13 protein-coding genes are annotated in these 21,691 nt (G+C 61.5%); 11 read left to right on the top strand and 2 right to left on the bottom strand.

Features of this window, described 5'->3' with window-relative positions; all coding sequences use genetic code 11:
- Nucleotides 1-198: 198 nt before the first annotated feature.
- From glnE to AC3ISG_RS22385, 8 genes are all read left to right on the top strand, one after another.
- Nucleotides 199-3,150: a bifunctional [glutamate--ammonia ligase]-adenylyl-L-tyrosine phosphorylase/[glutamate--ammonia-ligase] adenylyltransferase gene (gene glnE / locus AC3ISG_RS22420; protein WP_489297996.1), complete on the top strand. Its 2,952-nt coding sequence runs from the start codon at nucleotides 199-201 to the stop codon at nucleotides 3,148-3,150.
- Between the two features lie 126 nt (nucleotides 3,151-3,276).
- Complete coding sequence (gene waaF / locus AC3ISG_RS22415) at nucleotides 3,277-4,311, top strand: lipopolysaccharide heptosyltransferase II (protein ID WP_489297995.1); 1,035 nt, start codon at nucleotides 3,277-3,279, stop codon at nucleotides 4,309-4,311.
- Nucleotide 4,312: 1 nt separating this feature from the next.
- Nucleotides 4,313-5,377: a lipopolysaccharide heptosyltransferase I gene (gene waaC / locus AC3ISG_RS22410; RefSeq protein WP_489297994.1), complete on the top strand. Its 1,065-nt coding sequence runs from the start codon at nucleotides 4,313-4,315 to the stop codon at nucleotides 5,375-5,377.
- Nucleotides 5,377-6,501 carry a glycosyltransferase family 4 protein gene (locus AC3ISG_RS22405; protein ID WP_489297993.1) on the top strand — a complete coding sequence of 375 codons (1,125 nt, stop codon included), beginning with the start codon at nucleotides 5,377-5,379 and terminating at the stop codon, nucleotides 6,499-6,501. The genes waaC and AC3ISG_RS22405 overlap by 1 nt, the downstream gene beginning before the upstream one ends.
- Nucleotides 6,498-7,304 (top strand): lipopolysaccharide core heptose(I) kinase RfaP, encoded by an 807-nt coding sequence (gene rfaP / locus AC3ISG_RS22400; RefSeq protein ID WP_172610499.1) that lies wholly within the window; start codon nucleotides 6,498-6,500, stop codon nucleotides 7,302-7,304. Before AC3ISG_RS22405 ends, rfaP begins: the two co-directional genes overlap by 4 nt.
- Nucleotides 7,304-8,038 (top strand): lipopolysaccharide kinase InaA family protein, encoded by a 735-nt coding sequence (locus AC3ISG_RS22395; protein WP_122625592.1) that lies wholly within the window; start codon nucleotides 7,304-7,306, stop codon nucleotides 8,036-8,038. The genes rfaP and AC3ISG_RS22395 overlap by 1 nt, the downstream gene beginning before the upstream one ends.
- Nucleotides 8,035-8,790 (top strand): lipopolysaccharide kinase InaA family protein, encoded by a 756-nt coding sequence (locus AC3ISG_RS22390; RefSeq protein ID WP_122625593.1) that lies wholly within the window; start codon nucleotides 8,035-8,037, stop codon nucleotides 8,788-8,790. Before AC3ISG_RS22395 ends, AC3ISG_RS22390 begins: the two co-directional genes overlap by 4 nt.
- A 78-nt stretch (nucleotides 8,791-8,868) precedes the next feature.
- Nucleotides 8,869-10,320 carry a lipopolysaccharide kinase InaA family protein gene (locus tag AC3ISG_RS22385; RefSeq protein ID WP_489297992.1) on the top strand — a complete coding sequence of 484 codons (1,452 nt, stop codon included), beginning with the start codon at nucleotides 8,869-8,871 and terminating at the stop codon, nucleotides 10,318-10,320.
- A 4-nt stretch (nucleotides 10,321-10,324) separates the two neighbouring features.
- On the opposite strand, the gene AC3ISG_RS22380 is transcribed toward AC3ISG_RS22385, so the two are convergent.
- Entirely contained in the window at nucleotides 10,325-16,372 is a 6,048-nt protein-coding gene (locus tag AC3ISG_RS22380) for a dermonecrotic toxin domain-containing protein (protein ID WP_489297991.1), read from the bottom strand.
- Nucleotides 16,373-16,763: 391 nt separating this feature from the next.
- Here AC3ISG_RS22380 and AC3ISG_RS22375 point away from each other — a divergent pair, with 391 nt between their 5' ends.
- Genes AC3ISG_RS22375 through AC3ISG_RS22365 form a run of 3 tightly spaced genes read left to right on the top strand, consistent with a single transcriptional unit; the run spans nucleotide 16,764 to nucleotide 20,917 of the window.
- Nucleotides 16,764-18,518, top strand: a complete 1,755-nt coding sequence (locus AC3ISG_RS22375; RefSeq protein WP_122533857.1) for a carbamoyltransferase family protein — start codon at nucleotides 16,764-16,766, stop codon at nucleotides 18,516-18,518.
- Nucleotides 18,511-19,419, top strand: coding sequence for a glycosyltransferase family 2 protein (locus tag AC3ISG_RS22370; RefSeq protein WP_172610503.1), 909 nt, complete (start codon nucleotides 18,511-18,513; stop codon nucleotides 19,417-19,419). Before AC3ISG_RS22375 ends, AC3ISG_RS22370 begins: the two co-directional genes overlap by 8 nt.
- A 37-nt stretch (nucleotides 19,420-19,456) precedes the next feature.
- Nucleotides 19,457-20,917: a hypothetical protein gene (locus AC3ISG_RS22365; RefSeq protein WP_489297990.1), complete on the top strand. Its 1,461-nt coding sequence runs from the start codon at nucleotides 19,457-19,459 to the stop codon at nucleotides 20,915-20,917.
- Here AC3ISG_RS22365 and AC3ISG_RS22360 read toward each other — a convergent pair.
- Complete coding sequence (locus tag AC3ISG_RS22360) at nucleotides 20,904-21,572, bottom strand: BUD32 family EKC/KEOPS complex subunit (RefSeq protein WP_272633132.1); 669 nt, start codon at nucleotides 21,570-21,572, stop codon at nucleotides 20,904-20,906. The genes AC3ISG_RS22365 and AC3ISG_RS22360 overlap by 14 nt on opposite strands.
- Nucleotides 21,573-21,691: the final 119 nt, after the last annotated feature.

The raw sequence follows: 21,691 nt of genomic DNA, 5'->3' as shown, positions 1-21,691 counted from the left end.
GACGTTTTCACTCGTGGTGCAGTGTCCATTAAAGCGATGTTCTCGGTGTAAAAATCTGACGAATCACTTGGCGGAACATGCTGGCAATCAAGATTTGTCAGCCATGAGCAATTTTTAACCTTTGTTCGACAGTCTGTCCGTGCCGTGTATGCAACCGCCAGGGCAGCCTGACATTTGAACGCCGATCAAGGATAGACCATGAGCCTTCCCCTGCCGGCCGAGCTGCCGGCTGTCCTTCTGCCGTTGGTCACTCGCGCGGGCCAGTCCTGGCGTACCGCTCTCGATTCCCTGGCAGATGAAGCCAGGCATCAATTTCAGGCCTGGCCCGAAGCGCGGCTGTCGGCGTTTGATCGTGTGTGTGCGGCCAGCGACTTCGTCGCTGATCAGGTTTCACGGGATCCGCTGATGCTGCTCGACCTCGCTGAGTCCGGTGAGCTGGAGCGCAGTTTTGCGCCCGGCGAGCTGCTTGGGCAGATCGCCAATGCAGTCATCCAGGCTGCCAGCGACGATGAGCTGGGGCGTAATCTACGTCGTCAACGCACGCGCCAGCAAGTGCGAATTATCTGGCGGGACCTGACCCGGCAGGCCGATCTGGTGGAAACCTGCCGTGATCTCTCGGACATGGCAGATGGCTGCATCGATCTGGCTTACAAGTGGCTGTACGAGCGGCATTGCCAGCAGTTCGGCACGCCGACCGGCCGTCGGACTGGCGAGCCGCAACAGATGGTGATCCTCGGCATGGGCAAGCTGGGCGCCGTCGAGCTGAACCTGTCGTCCGACATCGACCTCATCTTTGCCTACCCCGAAGGTGGCGAAACCCAAGGCGTCAAACGCCCGCTGGACAACCAGGAGTTTTTCATCCGCCTGGGTCAGCGATTGATCAAGGCGCTGGACCCGGTCACCGTCGACGGCTTTGTTTTCCGAGTCGACATGCGCCTGCGCCCGTACGGGTCTTCCGGTGCACTGGTGCTCAGCTTCAACGCGTTGGAGCAGTACTACCAGGATCAGGGCCGCGACTGGGAGCGCTACGCGATGATCAAGGCGCGGGTGGTGGGCGGTGATCAGGAGAAGGGCAGCGAGTTGCTCGACATGCTGCGGCCGTTCGTCTATCGCCGCTATCTGGACTTCTCCGCCATTGAAGCGCTGCGCACCATGAAGCAGTTGATCCAGCAGGAAGTCCGTCGCAAGGGCATGGCCGAGAACATCAAGCTGGGATCCGGCGGCATTCGCGAAGTGGAGTTCATCGCCCAGGCGTTTCAGCTGATCCACGGCGGTCGCGATTTGAGTCTGCAGCAGCGACCACTGCTCAAGGTGCTGAAAACCCTTGAAGGCCAGGGCTATCTGCCCGCTGCGGTGATTGATGAGCTGCGTGAGGGCTATCAGTTTCTGCGCTATACCGAGCACGCCATTCAGGCGATTGCCGATCGGCAAACGCAAATGCTCCCCGACGACCCGCAGGATAAAGCCCGCATCGCCTTCATGATGGGCTTTGCCGATTGGGCGAGCTTTCATGAGCAGTTGATGCATTGGCGCGAGCGGGTCGGGTGGCACTTCCGGCAGGTCATCGCCGACCCCGACGAGGAAGAAGGCCAGGAGGACCACGGTGAAGAAATCGTCGGCGGCGAGTGGCTGCCGCTGTGGGAAGAGTCCCAGAACGAAGAAAGCGCCTGCCTCCAATTGCAAGAGGGCGGATTCGCCGACGCGCAGAAGGCGCTGAAAAATCTGAGCAACCTGCGCAACAGTTCACAGCTGCGTTCGATGCAGCGTCTGGGGCGCGAACGGCTTGATGCCTTTATTCCGCGCCTGCTCGCCCAGGCGGTCGAGCACGACAATCCCGATCTGGTGCTGGAGCGGGTGCTGCCGCTGGTGGAAGCGGTGGCGCGTCGCTCGGCGTATCTGGTGTTGCTCACCGAGAACCCCGGCGCGCTGCGTCGATTGCTGACCCTGTGCGCGGCCAGCCCCTGGATTGCCGAGCAGATCGCCCGCTTCCCGTTGTTGCTCGATGAGCTGCTCAACGAAGGTCGGCTGTTCAGCCCGCCCCAGGCGCCCGAGCTCGCTGCCGAGCTGCGCGAGCGTCTGACGCGCATTCCCGAGGACGATCTCGAACAGCAAATGGAAGCGCTGCGGCATTTCAAACTGGCACACCGTCTGCGGGTTGCCGCTTCTGAAATTACCGGCAGCCTGCCGCTGATGAAAGTCAGTGATTACCTGACCTGGCTGGCCGAGGCGATTCTGGAACAAGTACTGGCGCTCGCCTGGCGCCATACAGTCGCCCGTCATGGTGCGCCGCGCCGTCCGGATGGCACGTTGTGTGATCCCGGTTTTGTCATCGTCGGCTACGGCAAGGTCGGCGGCATCGAGCTGGGGCACGGCTCGGATCTGGACCTGGTGTTCATCCACGATGGCGATCCCCAGGCTGAAACCGACGGCGCCAAGCCGATCGATGGCGCGCAGTTCTTCACCCGGCTCGGTCAGCGGATCATTCATTTGATCACCACCCAGACCAACTCCGGCCAGTTGTACGAAGTCGACATGCGGTTGCGTCCTTCTGGCGCGGCGGGTTTGCTGGTGAGTTCGCTCGGGGCGTTTGCCCGCTATCAGGAGAACGAGGCGTGGACGTGGGAGCATCAGGCGTTGGTGCGCGCGCGGGTGCTGGTGGGCAGCACCGATGTCGGCCGGCAGTTCGAGGCCGTGCGCGCTTCGGTACTGGGCCGCGAGCGTGATCTGACAAAGTTGCGCCAGGAAGTCAGCGAGATGCGCGCCAAGATGCGCGACAACCTCGGCACCCGCGCAACGGCGGCGGGAAAGGGAGCGAGTGCATTTGAGCCGACGTCGCGGTTCGACCTCAAGCAGGACGCCGGAGGTATCGTCGATATTGAATTTATGGTGCAATACGCGGCCCTGGCGTGGTCCAGAGAGCACCCCTCGCTGCTTCGTTACACCGATAACATCCGTATTCTCGAAGGCCTTGAAGAGGTCGGTCTGATGGCCGCCGCTGATGCCGGTCTGCTGCGTGAGGCGTACAAGGCCTACCGCTCGGCCGCTCATCGACAGGCGTTGCAGAACGATCCGGGTGTTGTGGCTGGCGACCAGTTCGCCACCGAACGGCGCGAAGTGATGCGGATCTGGGCACAGTTGGGGCTGAGTTGATTGCTGGCAGGGTTCGGATCTAACGGATCTATATAAAGCTATGACAGGGAGGCGTCAGGCGGCGTGTGCATGCATCACGCTGTTTGGTGGGCCTCCCTGCTCGTTTCTGGTCGTTTTTGGAAGAGCATGAGAATTCTGATCGTAGGGCCCAGCTGGGTCGGTGACATGGTGATGGCGCAGACGCTGTTCCAGTGCCTGAAGCAGCGTCACCCGCAGTGCGAGATCGATGTGCTGGCGCCCGAGTGGAGCCGGCCGATCCTTGAGCGCATGCCTGAAGTGCGCACGGCCTTGAGCTTCCCGCTCGGCCATGGCGCGCTGGAGCTGGCCACGCGCCGGCGCATCGGCAAATCCCTCAAGGGTCAGTACGATCAGGCGATTCTGCTGCCCAACTCGCTGAAGTCGGCGCTGGTGCCGTTCTTCGCCGGTATTCCCAAACGCACCGGCTGGCGTGGCGAATTTCGCTATGGCCTGCTCAACGACGTGCGCACCCTCGACAAACAGCGTTACCCGCTGATGATCGAGCGCTTCATGGCGCTGGCCTACGACAAAGGCGCCGAGCTGCCGCGCCCGTATCCCAAACCCAGCCTGCAAATCGAAACCGCCAGCCGCGACGCGGCGTTGGTCAAGTTCGGGCTGAGCCTTGATCGGCCGGTGCTCGCGCTGTGCCCGGGCGCTGAGTTCGGTGAATCCAAGCGCTGGCCGTCCGAGCATTACGCCATGGTCGCCGAAGCGAAGATCCGTGAAGGCTGGCAAGTCTGGCTGTTCGGCTCGAAGAACGACCATGCAGTGGGTGAAAGCATCCGCGAGCGGCTGATTCCAGGCCTGCGCGAAGAGTCCATGAACCTCAGCGGCGGCACCTCACTGGCTGAAGCCATTGATCTGCTGTCCTGCGCGGACGCCGTGGTCTCCAACGATTCCGGGCTGATGCACGTGGCCGCTGCGCTGAATCGCCCGCTGGTGGCGGTGTACGGCTCGACCTCGCCGGGGTTCACGCCGCCGCTGGCCGATGAAGTCGAGATCGTCCGCCTCGGCATCGAGTGCAGCCCGTGCTTCGACCGCACCTGCCGCTTCGGCCATTACAACTGCCTGCGACTGCTGGAGCCGGATTCGGTGATCCAGGCCCTCGGCCGTATTGGCGCCGCCCCGGTCGAGGTCGCCTGACTTGCGGGTACTGCTGATCAAAACCTCGTCACTGGGCGACGTGATCCACACCCTGCCCGCGCTGACCGACGCCATGGGCGCGCTGCCGGGCATCCAGTTCGACTGGGTGGTGGAAGAGGGCTTCGCCGAGATTCCGACCTGGCATCCGGCGGTCGCCAAGGTGATCCCGGTGGCCATCCGTCGCTGGCGCAAGAACCTCTGGCAGACCCTCAAAAATGGCGAATGGCGCCAGTTCAAGCAGCGCCTGCGCGACACCCGCTACGACCTGGTGATCGACGCCCAGGGCCTGCTGAAAAGCGCCTGGCTGACCCGCTACGTCAAGGCGCCCATCGCCGGCCTGGACAAGACTTCCGCGCGCGAGCCCATGGCCGCTCGTTTCTATGATCGCCCCTATGCCGTTGCCCGCGGCCAGCATGCGGTCGAGCGTTTGCGTCAGCTGTTCGCCCAGGCATTGGGCTATCAGGTGCCTGCGGGATTGGGTAATTACGGCCTCGATCGCAGCCGCCTGCTCACTGCTACAAACGACGCGCCCTTCGTACTGTTTCTGCACGGCACCACGTGGGACACCAAACATTGGCCCGAGCTGTACTGGCGCCAATTGGCCGAGCGCATGATCGGCCAGGGACTTGAAGTGCGACTGCCGTGGGGCAATCCGGCCGAGAAGGCTCGGGCCGAGCGTATTGCCGATGGCCTTGATAATGCCGTCGTGTTACCCAAACTCAATCTGGCAGGGGTTGCTCGCGTACTGGCGAGCGCCCAGGGTTGCGTCGCGGTGGACACCGGTCTTGGTCATCTGGCCGCCGCGCTGGACGTGCCGACCCTGTCGCTGTTCGGCCCGACCAATCCGGGCCTGACCGGCGCGTACGGCCGGTCGCAGGTTCATCTGGCGGCCGATTACCCCGCTTGCGCGCCGTGCCTGCAAAAGAAATGCACCTACCGACCGACGCCTGAAGATCAGCGTCAGGTCGATACCGAGCGCGAGTGGCCCATGTGCTTTACTCGCTTGAATCCCGAGCGGGTAGCGAACCAGTTAGGCGCGCTATTGCTGGCAAAGGAACATCCCTGATGCAACTGGCATTCGTGCTTTATAAATACTTCCCGTTCGGCGGCCTGCAGCGTGACTTCATGCGCATCGCCCTGGAGTGTCAGCAGCGCGGTCATAAAATCCGCGTCTACACGCTGATCTGGGAGGGTGACATGCCGCCCGGTTTCGAAGTGCTGGTGGCGCCGGTCAAGGCGATCTTCAATCACCGCCGCAACGAAAAGCTCACCGACTGGATGAACGCCGACCTGGCCAAGCGTCCAGTAGACCGGCTGATCGGCTTCAACAAGATGCCCGGCCTGGACGTGTATTACGCCGCCGACGGCTGCTACGAAGACAAAGCGCAGAACCTGCGCCACGGCCTGTACAAATACTGGGGCCGCTACCGTCACTTCGCCGACTACGAGCGCGCGGTGTTCGCCAAAGACGCGAAGACCGAAGTCCTGATGATTTCCGAAGTGCAGCAGCCGCTGTTCATCAAGCATTACGACACGCCGCTTGCGCGCTTTCATCTGTTGCCGCCGGGGATCTCCCTGGACCGGCGCGCGCCGGCCAATGCGGCCGAGATTCGCGCCGAGTTCCGTCGCGAATTCAAGCTCGCCGACGATGACTTGCTGCTTGTGCAGATCGGTTCCGGCTTCAAGACAAAAGGCGTCGATCGCACCCTCAAGGCACTCGCGGCGCTGCCTGCTGAATTGAAAAAACGCACACGCCTGTTTGTAATCGGCCAGGACGACCCCAAGGTATTCCAGCTGCAGAGCACGGCGCTGGGCCTGGATGATAACGTCACCTTCATGAAGGGACGGAGCGATATTCCCCGTTTTCTGTTGGGCGCCGACCTGTTGATACATCCGGCGTACAACGAAAACACCGGCACTGTGCTGCTTGAAGCGCTGGTGGCAGGACTCCCGGTGCTGGTCAGCGCGGTGTGTGGGTACGCCCATTACATTACCGAAGCCGACAGCGGCCTGGTGCTTGATGAGCCGTTCGACCAGAACCAGCTCAATCAGTACCTGGCCCGCATGCTCAGGGACGACGCCGCGCGCAGCACCTGGAGCCGCAACGGGCTGGCATTCGCCGACACGGCTGATCTTTACAGCATGCCGCAGCACGCTGCGGATGTGATTCTGGCGGAGCACCACGGATGAAACTGATCCTTGCTGAACCCTTCAAGCGCCTCTGGGCGGGGCGCGATGCGTTCGAGGCCGTTGAGGCGCTGCAAGGCCAGGTCTATCGAGAACTCGAGAACCGGCGGACGCTGCGCACCGAAGTCGACGGGCGCGGTTATTTCGTCAAGATCCATCGCGGCATTGGCTGGGGTGAAGTGGCGAAAAACCTGCTGACCGCCAAATTGCCGGTGCTCGGCGCGGGGCAGGAGTGGGACGCGGTCAACCGTCTGCATGAAGTCGGCGTCCCGACCATGACTGCCGTGGCCTACGGCGAGCGCGGCAATAATCCGGCCATGCAGCACTCGTTCATCATCACCGAAGAGCTGGCGCCGACCGAGAGCCTGGAAGACGTCAGCCTGAACTGGCGCAACGAGCCGCCCGAGCCCCGCATGAAGCGCGCGTACATCGCTGAAGTGGCGCGGCTGGTCGGGATGATGCACCGTGCCGGGGTCAACCACCGCGACTGCTACATCTGCCATTTTCTGCTGCACACCGACAAGCCGGTCACACCTGAAGATTTCAAGCTTTCGGTGATCGACCTGCACCGCGCCCAGACGCGCCCGGCGATTACCCAGCGCTGGCGCAACAAGGACCTGGCCGCGCTGTATTTCTCGGCGATGGACATCGGCCTGACCCGGCGCGACAAACTGCGGTTTCTCAAAGGCTATTTCCAGCAGCCGCTGCGGCAGATTCTGGCGCAGGAATCGGCGCTGTTGAGCTGGCTTGAAGGCAAGGCCGAGAAGCTCTATCAGCGTAAATTGCGCTACGGGGACGCGCTCTGATGGCGGGCTGGAAGCTGGAGTCTGGCTACGCCGCGCTGACGGAAGACTTCGGCACCCTCGATGCGGTGTTCGCCCTCAAAGGCGAGCGCCTGACCCGGGACCCACTGTCCGAAGTCATCCGCGTCGAACGCGGTGGCGTGAACTACTACGTCAAGCGCTACGTCGCGGCCGGCAAGGGTTTGCGTCGTTATTTGGGGCGCCCACGGGTCAAGTCCGAATGGCAGAATCTCAAGCGCTTCGCCAAGTGGGGCATACCGACGGCAGAAGTCGTCGCCTGGGGCCTGGAGCGCAATGGCGCTGCGTATGATCGCGGCGCGTTGATCACCCGCGAACTGCCGCGCACCGAAGACCTGTCGGAACTGGCACGGGCCAACGACACGCGCCTGGACAGCCGCGCGTGGGTCAACGGCGTCAGCCAGCAGGTCGCGCGCTACACCCGGACCATGCACGATCATCACTTCACCCATAACGATCTGAAGTGGCGCAACTTGCTGGTGGACGATCAGGCGACGGTGTTTCTGATCGACTGCCCCAACGGCGCGTTCTGGGTCAGCTTCATGCTGCGCTACCGGATCACCAAGGACCTCGCCTGCCTGGACAAGGTTGCCAAATATCACCTGTCGGCCACTCAGCGCCTGCGGTTCTACCTGCAATACCGTGGTCGTGAACGCTTGAATGATTCTGACAAGAAGCGCATCCGCCACATCGTCAGTTTTTTTGAGGGTCGCGAATGAGTGTTTTCATTGCTGACGCCGACCGGGGCCTGCTGGAGCGGCACGGTCTGGCGGACTTCGATGCGTTGTGGAACGTCGAGCTCGACGCGGTGGATGAGCCCAACACCGGTCGCGGTGGCTGGAGCAGTGTGTTTCGCCTGGAGCTGGAAGGCTCCGGTTATTACCTCAAGCGCCAGAGCAATTACCTGACGTACACCCTGCATCACCCGTTTGGCGAGCCTTCGTTTTCCCGGGAGTTTCGCAACATCAGCCTGTATCAGAAGCTGGGCATTCCGGCGCTGCATGCGGTGTTTTACGCGGACCGAAAAGTCGACGGCGAGCGCCGCGCGATTCTGATGACCCGCGCCCTGGATGGCTGGACCGATCTGGACACGCTGTTGCAGGACTGGCACGAGCGGCCGGCGACCGAGCGGCTGGCGATTCTGCAAGCGTGCGGGCAACTGGCGCGCACGCTGCACAAGGCCGGGCAGGTGCATGGCTGTTTCTACCCCAAGCATATTTTCATGCGGGCGCGCGGCGGAGAGTATCTGGCCCAGTTGATCGACCTTGAGAAGACGCGCAAGTCGATCTTCGGCCAACGCGACCGGGTAAAGGACATCGAGCCCTTGCTGCGCCGCGCACCGGTCTGGAACGAAACGGAAATCCGTGAGCTGCTTGCAACGTATCTGCACGCCCCGACCGACAGCGGGCTTGTCGACGCCTGGTGGCAGCGTGTCGCCAAACGGGGCAGTCACAAGCGCCGTGACCGGTGATTTCTGATTTTTGATGCACACGAGATTCACTGCCTGCCAGATCTGCGATCTGGACCGGCTTGATCAAAGAGGGCGCCGATGCGTTTGTCTGAACTGAAAAACGCCGGTCGCACCCCGGCGCTGCCGATGAACATTGCGCTGGAGGATGCGGCCGGCCCTGCCGAACTGCAATTGCTCAGCCTGCTGCGCGTCCTGCCCGGTCAGCGGTACGTCGGCGCCGGCATCTGGCGCGGGCGGACGGTGCTGGCCAAATTGCTGGTCGGTCCCAAAGCCCCTCGGCATTTCCAGCGTGAACGTGACGGCGTACAGGCGCTGGCGAAGCAAGGCCTGCCAACGCCGTTGCTGTTGGCCGATGGGCTGCAGGAAGGCGAGGGCGGCTGGTTGCTGTTCGAGTTTCTGGATCAGGCCGAAAGCCTGGGCGATGCCTGGAAATCGGTGGAAGATCTGCCACCGCTGGCCGATGAACAGCAGTCAGTGCTCGGCGATGCGCTGGCTGCTGTGGGCCAGATGCACGCCAAAGGCCTGTGGCAGGAAGACCTGCACCTGGACAACCTGCTGCGTCAGGGCTCCATGTTGTATCTGATCGATGGCGCGGGCATTCGCGTCGAAGAAGCGGGCAAGCCGCTGTCCCGTCAGAAAGTGCTGGAAAACCTCGGCGTGTTCTTCGCCCAGTTGCCCAAGGCGCTGGAGCCGTTCACCGAAGAATTACTCGTCTATTACCTGCTGAGCAACGGCGAGCACGGCTTGCCGGTCGAAGCGCTGCAAAAGCAGATCGACAAGGTGCGCAGTTGGCGCTTGCGGGATTACCTGATCAAGATCGGCCGTGAATGCAGCCTGTTCAGCGTCCAGGACGGGCCGTTTGCCCTGCGTGCGATTCGTCGCGAGGAAGTCACCGGAATGCTGCCGGTGTTGGAGCAGGCCGACGCGCTGGTCGATGGCGGTCATCTGTACAAGACCGGTGGTGCGGCCAGCGTCGCCAAGGTAGACGTCGCCGGCCGCGAACTGGTGATCAAGCGCTACAACATCAAGAACCTGGCTCACTGGCTCAAGCGCTTTTGGCGTCCGTCCCGTGCCTGGCACTCGTGGCGCGAAGGCAATCGGTTGCGGTTCCTCGGCATCGCAACGCCCACACCGCTGGCGCTGCTGGAAAAACGCTTCATGTGGCTGCGCCGTGAAGCGTTTCTGGTCACCGAGTTCCTGCCGGGGCCCGACATCATTGAGCGCTTCGCGCCCTATGTAGCGTCTGGCGATGCGCCCGAAGTTGAGTTGCAGGCGCTGGACACTCTGTTTGCGCAGATGATCCGCGAGCGCATCAGCCACGGCGATCTCAAAGGCCACAACGTGTTCTGGCACAACGACCGCTGGTCGCTCATCGATCTGGACGCCATGTGTCAGCACAGTTCCCAGAGCTCGTTCGCGGCGGCGTTCGCTAGAGATCGCGCACGCTTCATGCGCAACTGGCCAGCCGACAGCGCGCTGCACCAGTTGCTGGAACAGCGCATCCCGACGGTTTTAAAAACACCGGAGTGACCCGTCAGTCCGCGTGCTTAAGGTTCATCTCCACCAGTGCGTCGATCAGTGCCTGCACGTTGTCGAACGGCTGACGATGAACCTGCGGCCATGACTCGCGCTCGACGTAGGCTTTGCCCGCGGTATTGAACCGCACAGGCGTGTGCTTGAGGGTGCGGTCCCTTGAGCGATGCACGATCGTTGGGCGCAGGGGTGCGGACTCGTCGAGCATGAACATGCCCGGACTGTGCAGCCTAACGCCGACGGGCGCGGCCAACTGAGGGCGTGGCGCCAGTTCGATCTCCACGCGGAAGTCATTCTTCACCCGCACGGCCTCGTGCCCCAGCCCCGCCGGCACCTGCTCGCCCGGGTCAATCATGATGCCGTGGCCTTTGCCCGGCGCCACATCCATCACGCGCACGCCAATCCCCTGTTCCAGCTCGGCAAGGCCCGGCACGCTGTTCTTGAAGGTATTGGCATGGGTTTCACCCACCAGCGCCATCCACTTGTGCGACCCCATCACCTCCTGATGCTTGCGTATGGTGCGAGACGCAAAATAGCTGAGCACCTGCTGGCGCGTGGTGCCGGAGTGAGTTGGCAGATGACGGATGAAGTAACTGGCGGCGCAGTCGATCGCGCGGATTTCAATGCCGTACCGCCTGGCCTGGACCACCAGCCTTTCAAACGAGTAGAGGCCTGTCGGGTCAGTTCGGAACGTGTGGTCCATGCGCTTGAGGTCGTGCAGCAGACGCTTGCTCATCAGCCCCGTCTCGGCGAAGCGGTCAAGATCGGCCTGGTGTACATCCGTCAGCAAATGCTCCATGTACAGCGTCTTCACGTCCTGGCGCGCCAGATGCTCCATGTTGTCGAGGATGAAGCGCTTGCTGGCGCGTGCCGAATGGGATTCGCCGATGACCACACCGGATGTGTTTTCGTATAGCTCCTCGATGAACATGCTCAACGGCGTGTCGGCCTTTACCTCGGGCAGAATCACGCGTTCAGGGAGGGCGAGGTTGAGCACCGAACGCGCATCGTTCTGCAGCGTGTTCGCCAGCTCGAAGAACTTCTCACGCACGTCCACGAGATGACTTTCGAGGAAAAAGTAATCAGGGTTGAGGCCTCTGTGACGAAAGTTGGCCAGGTCATGAAAGATGCTCTGCATGTCGGCAGGCATCTGGTAGCGGTTATCGATCAGCGACTGCTGAATGGCGCCCAGGGGGTAGTCGTTGCTCCAGGCGGCCGCATCGGCGCGGGTCCAATAGCCGGCCGGATTCCATTCAAAACCGTGATCGCCGACATAGGGGTTCCCTTCGCTTCTGCGGTGGGAAACGATGGCGCGGCGGTTAGGGTCCAGGCCCCACTCCATGGGCGAACGTCGTTCGAAGAAGCCATACAGCGCATCGTCCATTGATGTGCCGGATGGACTGACGGGTGAGGATGCCCCGGCACCATTGTCGATGTTCGGGTTGCCGATCTGCATCTTGAAATCCGCGCGCGAGGCAGCGCTGCTGATCACGGCATCGCTGTCCACGGATATCTGAATCGGCGCGCCCGATGGCACGTCTTCGACGCGCAGGCTGAGTACGCCCTGCAGTTCGCTGATGCCTGGCTGCTGCTGCCAGGTGTTGGCGGTGCGGTGGTCGAGCAGCGCGATCCAGCGTCTGCCGGGGTGCATCTGCACATCGCCGCTGATGACTTTGTTGCCGAAGAAAACCGCCATCTTCTGCGGCGCGAGTGCGTCACCTGCAGCGGATGCCACCTCGTTGCCAGCGTAGTCATAGCTGACCGAGGAGCTGAACGGCCGAACGTCGATGCCGTGTCGGTGGGCCGCCTTGATCAGGTGGTAGTAATCGTATTTGTCGCTGCCGTTTTTGAGCGCGCCCTCGTTCACGGTATCCAGGTAGTGCTTGATCATGTGCGAGCCGCTGCGCGTCTTGCTGCCGAGTGCCCTGTATTTCTGCAGCTTGTGCGTGTGCTGGTCGGTTTGCAGATGCTCGATGTACAGCACCTCAACCTTGCGCTGCGCCAGCAACGGCATGTTGTCGATGAGCAGCTGCTTGCTGGCGATGGACGTGGGTGCTTCGCCAATCACCAGGCCGTTGGATTTTTCCAGTACGGCGTCGAAGAAGCCTTGGGCTGTCACGCCCTCTTCCAGCACCGGCAACTCGGGTTTGCCCGGGAGAGACGGCTGATCGAAGAATGCCTTCGCATCGCGGTAAAGGTTCTGGCGCAATGTCCTGTAAGTCGACCGCCCGCCCTTGAAAATGTCCTCGAAAAACTCATGCAGACCAAACGGGCCTTCTTCAAAGTGCTCGGCCTGCCTTGGGCTGACGATGCCGAAGACGTAGGGCTGCAGCGATTCCGGCATTTCGTAATCGCTCAAGTCGCCCACCGCCGTGGCGGGGCCGGCTGGGGTTTCGTCCAGCCGGCTGAACGAAGGCAGAACGCCGCCTTGCAACCGCGCGGGCTCAAGTAGCTGCCATTGCCCCTGGCTGTTGAGGTGTACCGTTTGCCGGCCAAAGAAGGCGAACGGGTTATGCGGATCGACGATCTGCCATACGGCCAGCCGGACGTCGTACTGGGCCTGGTAGGTCTGGCCCTGCATGACAACGTAACAATTGCCACGAACCACGCTGATCCCTTGCCCATGCGGGCGATTCAACGGGAGGGCGTCCGCCAAAGACACATCCACGGCGTGCAACGGATGGACAGGGGTATTCCCGACCGGCACTGGCGCGGTGTCCTGCTGCAATGCCCTCCATACACCGGTGATATCGGTTTGCGCATAGCGCCCGGTGGGCTGAAGGGTTTCCGGTATCAGCGCGCGGGTCCGGTACAGCGGAACATGTCGGTTGGCGGCTTGAGGCGCGGCCCAGAAGAGTTCGTTCTCTACCGCGACGGGCTGCAGCGTCTCGTCGGTGGCATGGGCAACCGAGCGGGCGTACCGGCCGGCCGTTTTTCGGCCCGTCAGGTCCTTCAGCGCACCGCCCAGTCCTTTCACTCCCGAGTGCAGATCGCCCGCAGCCCCCGCTGTGTTCAGCCAGGCGCTGAGCACGTAGAAGCTGGCGGTTGCGTGATCCCGCTCGTCGAGGGCCTTTAGCGCGTGATAACCCTCTGCGCTCGCGATGATCATACCGACAGCAAAGCTCGCGGGCGGGAAGGGCAATGTGACGGCAGTGGCGATCAGCTCGAGGCTGCTCCAGACCTGTCGGCGGAGCATGTCTGCGCGGCCGGTCTGGGTGTCCGCGACATCCTGGATCTTGCGCTCGATCACCTGGTCGAAGCACACGTCGTACAGATTGCTGAATGGCTCCCTTGGCAGCGCAGGTTTGCGGCCCCCGCCTTTCTTCAATTCAGCCAGGGCAAATGCCAGCGGCATGCCCGCCTTGACCCGGGCGCGGCTCAGGTAGTAATCGCCCATGCCGGCACTCAGCAGCGTGTTACTGAACGCGCCGAGTGATCGGAAGGCGCGGCCGTCCGGCGCCTGCGGCGTATACAGCAGAACCTGCTCCAGGGTACTCGCGTCAGGTGGCGCGAGCAGGAAACAGCCGTGAATGACCTCTGCACGGGAGGCGATGGCCATTACGTCCACGTTCAATTGCAGTGGATAGATGGGATAGCGCAGGCGGTCCGCCGGGCTGCTCTGGTGCATGTTGACGATGGAGAGGGTGAGCCAGTGCAATTGCGAGGCGTCGATGTGGCCTTCAAGGAAGCTGCGCAAGGCGTCGGCGCGCATTTGCAATTGCGTCAGTAGCAGGCTCTGTTGACGGCGCCAATTGTAGTCCTCGCTTCCAGGCGCCAGCAGTTGCCCGCGAATCATCGCGATGTACTGATCGGCGACCCATTGACCGCGGACCGAGCCGGCGACGTTCTCCGGGGTCAGTGGTGTGAGATCGACGCCCTCGGGGCCGCTGAAGGTGGCGGTGGTATCGGCTGCCGCGTTGAGCAGGCCAAGTGTGTCGTCGTAGCCGTCGCGCAGCATGTGCGTGTAGGACAGGGTTTCGCGGGGCGTGTGAACGATAATCCGGTCAGGCTCCACCGTTCCCGGAGGCAGGCCGAGCAGCGCGTTGATCTTGCGGCTGGCGGTCTGGTGGACGTAAGCATCGAAGTCGATGACCTGCGTGTGCGGAGCGGCCTGGTAGATTTTACCCGCCGCCACGAGCGCATCTTCCAGTGCCACCATTTGCTGACGCTGCTCGGCCGATGCCCGCAGGAACCAATCCGGAGTGTGCAGCCGTTGCTCGGAGAGCATGACGTCAACGCGCGCGGACACCAGTGTACGCAAGCCACTGTTGTAATCGGGGAGGGTTGCGTAGCTGAGCCATCCCTGAGCAGGCGCCGGCTTTTCGCTTAAATCATGCAACTGGTCTTTCAGGGCGTCCCTTCTGTTCGCGGTGATCTGTCCCAGCAGGAAGTGGCTCATGTCGGCGGATCGGCTCCAGCTCACAAGCTCGCCAAGCAACTGACGTTCGTTGTCGAAGCGCTGAAAATGCTGATGCCGAGGGCTGTCCGGGGTGAACATCAGCAGTCCGTCCGGCAGACCCGATGCATCGAGCTTGCGCAATAGCAGCACGCTGCTCAAGGTGTCATGGCCATTCAGCTTGATCTGCTGCACGGCAACGGCCGGATTTCGCGGCGCGACGGTATCTGGGTTCAGCGACTCGATGAGCGCCAGGTCCGAGGCCTGGATATGGCCTTGCAGCTCGGCTCCACGGGCCTGCGCGATGAGCTGATGGTGCATCGCTTCGCTCATCAGGCGCTGAGTGGTTGGCGAGCCGAGGGCCTGGCGTTGCGCAGGGGCGAAACGGCTTCGCAAGTCCAGCTCGTTGATGACATGGGCGAGGTAGGCCGGGGTCAGCCCGCTGTGTTCGGGCTCAAGCGGCTGGTCAGCGTAGGTGATATGGCTTTGGGTCTGGAAGGCCGAATGCTGCGCCGTGTCGCCCGGATGCAGGCCGTACAGTGCCAGTTGCGTCAGTGATCGGCTGACGGTGTAGGTTTCAGCCGTCATTGGCAGAGCGCGTTCGGTGCTGATCAGGACATGATCGGGATTGATATCAATGCCCAGCTCATTGGCCAGCCGCGTACGGAGATGGCTTCGCGCGAACTGTTCCGGCGACGCGGCGCTGTCCATTACGCTCAGCAAGGCACTGCGTGCGCGCTCGTAATCCATCATCCCGGCCGCGTATCGCTCGCGCTGTTCGGCGCTGGCCATTTCCAGCCAGTCGGGGCGTGCGCGGCGCTCGTCGCGGCCGGCGCGACGATCCTGCGCAGCGGCAACAGCACTGTCTGGGCCCCAGGATTTCGGCTGGCGGAGCAGGTCTTCGAGTCGCGTCTGGAGGGTTTGAGTCGATAGGCCGGGCGCCGCCTCGAACAGCTCGTCGATGTCCACACGCTGCTTTGCCAGCAAGCGATCAAAGACGTGATCGTAGGGCGAACCTTTGATGGGGATGAGCTGGAAGTCCGAAGGGGTCGACGGCTCCAGAAACACGTCGCCGCCGGAGGCAATTTCGAGCCAGGCGTCGCGCGTGCTGTCTTGCATCAAGCGCAGCAAAGGCAGGCGCAGGAATGGGTGATTGACGCGACGGGCGAGTTCTTGCTGCAAATCCGCGTTTGACACAAAGCCTTCTACGGCCTGTCCGGGCAACCAGAGCAAGGTCTGCCCCGGTTGAGCGGTTGCAACAAGCGCCCCGGCCAGTTCGACACCACGCTGTGCATCGAGTCGAAGTTCAAGCGCGCTGAATACGACGTGCTCCTGGGCATCCATGCCCGGCAGACAGCGCCCATAGTCGCGGTGCAGTTCGCCTTCTTCGATGTTCAGCAGCAGGTCATCGCGAAGGGTCAATTCGAGGCAGGTCACGAAGAGCTCGCGCCGCGAAATCTCACGCGCGCTCGCCTCGCCCCAGAAGCGGGTGATTGCCGAGTGCAAAAGCGCTTTCCGGGCTGGGTTCACTGGCTGTGGCGGGGTATTGAGATACGCCTCTGCATCCGGAAGATGCTGGAGCTCGGCGTCGAGTACGGTCGTCAGCGTTGTCAGCCGATCAAGCGCAGGCGGGTTGGGTGAAAATGTTTCCATGGCGTACAGCATTCCTGAGTGATCTCCGCGCAATGAGGTTGCGCGAGAGCGGGCAAGCAGCCCGATGATTCGTTGAGCGATCAATCAATCAGAACGCCAGGGCGCGTGGTGCCAAATAGTTAACGCACGAGGTGAGGCGCAAACGTGTAGGACCGGCCTCAGCCGGGAAGGCGTCATTCGCCACGCCGCAAGATTGAGGGCGCTCACACTGGCCTCTTCCCGGCTAAAGCCGGTCCCACCGAGGCATGGCGCGGCACTTCATTCCCTGCGACCACTTCCAGAGCCATTACGCTATAATCCCGCCCTTTAGCTGTCTGCCGCCTTTGCGCCAGACACACCTTATTTGTCAGGCGCGTGATGCCTGCATGCAGACTTAAGAGGCTAGACCCTAGTGGCATTGACGATCCTTGGCCTGTCCGGCGCCCTTAGCCATGATCCTTCCGCAGCCCTTTACATCGACGGCAAGCTGGTTGCTGCGGCCGAAGAAGAGCGTTTCGTTCGCGACAAGCATGCCAAGAACCGCATGCCCTATGAATCAGCGAAGTTCTGCCTCGAACAAGCAGGCATCAAGCCTTCGGATGTCGATGTCGTCGCCATTCCTTTCGCACCCATCAGCCTGTTCGGCGAAGCGCGCTGGCACTACGCCAAACGCTATTGGTATGCACCGGACCGCGCCCTCGACGCGATTCTGATGGGCAACCGCCGCTACAAGCGCTATCGCAACAAAATCGTCTGGTGCCTGGAGCAGCTGGGTTTTGATCCGAAAAAGATCAAAATCGAGCCTGTCGAGCACCACCTGGCCCACGCCTCCAGCGCTTACCATTGCTCCGGTTTTCAGGAGAAAACCGCGATCCTCGGGATCGACGGCAAGGGTGAGTACGCCACTACCTTCTTCGGCTATGGCGAAAACGGCAAGATCCACAAGATCAAGGAATTCTTCGATCCGGATTCCCTCGGTGGCCTGTATGGCGCAATCACCGAATTCCTCGGCTTCGAGATGCTCGACGGCGAATTCAAAGTCATGGGCATGGCGCCTTACGGCGACGCGACCAAATACGATTTCTCGCGCCTGGCCACCTTTGAAAACGGCGAACTGGTGATCAACACCGAATACGCCAACGTCATCGGCCTGCGTCGTTACAAAGAGAAGGGCAAAGGCTTCTACTTCTCGCCGAAACTGATCGAGTGGCTGGGTCCCAAGCGCGAAGGCGATATCGCCGACGAGCCGTACATCCATTACGCCGCCAGCATGCAGGCGCTGTTCGAGAAACTGTCGCTGCAGATGATCGACCACTATCTGGGTGACATCCTCAAGGAAACCGGCAAGCTCGCCTTCGCCGGCGGCTGTGCGCTGAACGTCAAACTGAACCAGAAGATCATCGCCCGGCCTGACGTCAAAGAGCTGTTCGTTCAGCCAGCGTCGGGTGATGCCGGCACTGCTGTCGGCGCCGCCGCCTACGTTTCCCACGCGCGTGGCGTGCCGGTCGAGAAGATGGAGCACGTCTACCTCGGCCCGTCCTACAGCAACGAGGACGTTATCGCTGCCTGCGCCCGCCACCCGAGCAAGCCGGCCTGGCGCCAGATCGACAACACCCCCGAGCGCATCGCCAAAATCATGGTCGAGGGCAACCCGGTCGCCTGGTTCCAGGGGCGCATGGAATTTGGTCCTCGCGCCCTCGGTGGTCGTTCGATCATCGGCTGTCCGAGCATTGCCGGCGTTGCCGATCGCATCAACCATCAGATCAAGTTCCGCGAGCGCTGGAGGCCTTTCTGCCCGTCGATGCTCGACACCGTCGCCCCTCAGATGATCAAGATCGATCACCCGGCGCCGTTCATGACCTTCACCTTCGAAGTGGCTGAAGAGTGGAAAACCCGTGTGCCGGAAGTCGTCCATGAAGACGGTACCTCCCGCGCCCAGGTGCTCAAGCGCGAATACAATCCGCGTTACTACGACATGATGAAGGCGCTCGAAAACCTGACGGGCAACGGCGTTTCGCTCAATACTTCGCTTAACCGCCGCGGCGAGCCGATGATTTGCTCGCCGACCGATGCGTTGAACATGTTCTTCGGCTCTGACCTCGAGTACCTGATCATGGAAGACATCCTGGTAGTCAAAGACGGCGTGGAAGGGTCTGGACTTGACTGAAACACTGATCAGCGTCGTCATTCCCGCATACAACTATGCCCACTCCCTGCGTCGCGCAGTGGATTCGGTATTGGCGCAAATCGACGACGCTGCTGCTGATCTATTGGTGATAGATGACGGTTCAACCGACGATACATTAGAGGTGCTCGCGAGGCTTTCGGCTGAGAACCCCGGGCGCTTTCGGGTACTGCACAAGCTCAATGGTGGCTTGTCATCAGTGCGCAATCTCGGGATAGAAGAAGCCACGGGTCGATACCTCGTGTTTCTTGACGCAGACGATGAAATGGCGCCCGGCGCATTGGCGGGGATTACCCGTCATATCGCACGCCACCCCGACACTCATTTAGTGATCGGCGCGCACTGGTCGGTATTCGTCGATGGCCGACGCAGTTTGCAGGTTGCCAGGCCACTACCGGCGACTGCGCGACAGAGAGTCAAAGGCTACTTGCTGGACAAGACAATCTCCATTTCAAACGGTGCCTGTGCCATGCATCGTGACGTCTTTGCGCCGGGTAACTATCCTGAGCATCTGCGTAATGTCGAAGATCTTCCCGTCTTCGCTCAGGTCTTGGCCCGCTTTCCTTGCACGGTGCTGGATCAGCCGCTGGCGTTCATTCACAAACACCCCGACAGCATGCGTCATGACTTGCGTCAGAGCCTTGCGGCCGGCGCCGTGCAAGTGGTGTGCGAGGTGTTCTCGGCCCAGCGGATGCCCGTTGAGTTTCACGACCTGCGTCAGGCATTCATGGCGCAGCGTTGCCTTTCATTGTTTCGCGACTGTTATTCCCACGGCGAGTACACGCTGGCCAGGAAGTTTTATTTCATGGCGTTGAAGGCGCACTGGCGTACGTTCGCGCGCTGGTCATATACACGCAAAGCCTTGCGTTCGTTGTTTCGATAACCGGTTTCAGTTTTGCGCATGTAGCTGAGGAAAGGTAATGAAAGCGGCAGTTGTTAAAACCGGCGCCCATGTCTCTGGGTGGGTCCGCGAGCATCCGGTTCGGCTGGCATTCCTGGGCAGCATCCTCCTTTCGTTGATTGCAGTCCTGGGCACCGCAACAGTCGGCCGTGACGCAGCCCTGTACATCGATACCGCGCAACGAGTCGCCGAGCACGGCACTCAAGCTGCCTGGCAATCCTTTGACTGGCCGTGGTTCTCCCTCCTGCTGGCCGGCACCCACAGCGTGCTGCACCTGCCTCTGGAACTGAGCGCCTACCTCTGGTGTGGCCTTTTCTTCGCCGGCGTCAGCGCTTTGATGGTGGATTGTGTTCGTCAGCGTTCGGCAGCGCTCGCCCCTTGGGCCTGCCTGGTGATGCTGGCGATGCCAGCCGTTAACTCGTTTCGCAACGACATCATTCGTGAATGCGGGTTCTGGTTTTTCTGCACGCTTGCGATCTGGCTCGCACTGCGTTGGGATGCCCGTGGCGGCTGGCTGCGCGCAGCTTTTGTCCACGTGGCTATCCTCTGCGCCATGCTGTTCCGGCTTGAGGCACTGCTGCTGATTCCGGCATTGGCGCTCTGGCAATTGCCGAGATTAAGGGATAGCGCCAGCCGCAAGCAGGTGTTTCAGTTTGCACTGCTGCCAGCGCTTGGCTTAATCGCGGTCGCGGTCTCAGGCGCGTTCCTGTCCGGACGTCTGATGATCTATCTGGATATGCTCAATCCCCACACTGTCCTGGCGTCCTTTGATCTGCTGTCGAACCAGTTTGCCAACTCGCTGATCAACAAGTATTCGCAGGATGAAGCGGGACGCATCATTTTCTTCGGCATCCTGGCCTCCATGCTGATCACTTTCGTCAAACTGATGGGCCCCTTCGCGTTGCCGTTCGTGCTGCGCAGGAACTGGGGCGTGCTGAGTGCATACTGGCGCGATTATCGGCCGTTCGCGTGGGCGGCGCTGCTCTACCTGATCGTGCTGGTGCTGTTTTATGTCAAAGAGCAGTTCATGAACAGCCGCTACATGAGCTTTCTGAGTCTGCTTTTTGTGCCGTTGATGGCAATGGGATTGGCATCGTTTGTTGGGCAGTTCCCGCGCCTCGGCAAGGCGCTTGTCGTTGTAGCGCTGCTCGTGATGCTCTCAAACGTGATAACGACCGGTGCCGGGAAGACCCATTACGTGGAGGCAGGCCGCTGGATGTCGACCCACGTCGAGGCGAGCGCTCCGGCCTTCTTTGACGACGGGCGCATCAGCTATTACGCCGGCCGAGGTTATGTGATTCCTGGATTGACTCGGGAGCAAGCGATGTCCCCGCAGCACGCGGACGAGTATCAATACTTCCTCATCGACGCCAAAGGGAACGAGCCATGGCTCGTCGAGTGGCTAGAAGCACGCCATCTCAGGGTGTTGGCGCACTTTGCCAATCGCAAGGGCGCAACCGTTCTGGCTATCGGTCGATAGGGGCGGTCAGTAACAGTTGCAGGCGCTCGGTCATCGTCGACTGTCTGTCAGTCGGCATACCCTGGGTATAACCCTGCAAAAACGCCGCGCCCTGATCACTGCCAAGCAGCCACTGCTTGTCCTGTTCGTAACGTAACAGGTGGGCGAAGTTGCGCAGGCGCTTGCTGTCACTCATCGCGAGTTTCTGGCAGCGCAGGTCCGCGATGTCGATCAAGCCGAGTTCATTGGCCGGCGTGAGCACTACGTTCCCCAGGTGCAGCGAGCGAAAGTAAACGCCGCGATCGTGCAGGTGAGCGATAAACGTACCCAGCTCAGCCCGCAGCGGCGCGCTTTCACCGTGCTCTTTCAGTACCTGGCGGATGGTCAGGCCGGGCAACGGCGTGTAGCGCACGGCATCGCGGCTGATGCTGGCAATTCGGTAAGTGGCGATAACGTCGGGGCAGGGAATGCCGCGCTTCTTGAGGGCGTCGATGTTGTCGGCGAAGCGTTGCGCATAGGGGAACAGCAAGGCCGAGCTGATCAGGCGCTTGCGGCGGAACAGTTTGAGAATGGTGCCGTCCTCAAGCAACAGAACCTTGTCCCCGGATCCGTCCGCTTCGAGCACGGTGGCGTTTTCTCGCAAGGCCAGATAGGCGCTGTGTTCCATTGGGTGCATCGGCATACTTACCTGAACAAATGCGGCATGTTACCCGAGTCGGCCCCGCTTGGGTCGCGGCAGGGGTCGACAAATATGGGTTGTGCTACCATGCCCGCCTAATTTTTTCGTGCGGATTC

The organism is Pseudomonas sp. GL_135 (assembly GCF_057834665.1).
The sequence above is the reverse complement of the archived record's forward strand: the minus strand, read 5'-3'. Positions and strand labels throughout refer to the sequence as shown.

Coding starts and splice junctions, on each gene's coding strand:
- glnE (WP_489297996.1), top strand. CDS start 199: ATGAGCCTTCCCCTGCCGGCCGAGCTGCCGGCTGTCCTTCTGCCGTTG.
- waaF (WP_489297995.1), top strand. CDS start 3,277: ATGAGAATTCTGATCGTAGGGCCCAGCTGGGTCGGTGACATGGTGATG.
- AC3ISG_RS22405 (WP_489297993.1), top strand. CDS start 5,377: ATGCAACTGGCATTCGTGCTTTATAAATACTTCCCGTTCGGCGGCCTG.
- rfaP (WP_172610499.1), top strand. CDS start 6,498: ATGAAACTGATCCTTGCTGAACCCTTCAAGCGCCTCTGGGCGGGGCGC.
- AC3ISG_RS22395 (WP_122625592.1), top strand. CDS start 7,304: ATGGCGGGCTGGAAGCTGGAGTCTGGCTACGCCGCGCTGACGGAAGAC.
- AC3ISG_RS22390 (WP_122625593.1), top strand. CDS start 8,035: ATGAGTGTTTTCATTGCTGACGCCGACCGGGGCCTGCTGGAGCGGCAC.
- AC3ISG_RS22385 (WP_489297992.1), top strand. CDS start 8,869: ATGCGTTTGTCTGAACTGAAAAACGCCGGTCGCACCCCGGCGCTGCCG.
- AC3ISG_RS22380 (WP_489297991.1), bottom strand. CDS start 16,372: ATGGAAACATTTTCACCCAACCCGCCTGCGCTTGATCGGCTGACAACG.
- AC3ISG_RS22365 (WP_489297990.1), top strand. CDS start 19,457: ATGAAAGCGGCAGTTGTTAAAACCGGCGCCCATGTCTCTGGGTGGGTC.
- AC3ISG_RS22360 (WP_272633132.1), bottom strand. CDS start 21,572: ATGCACCCAATGGAACACAGCGCCTATCTGGCCTTGCGAGAAAACGCC.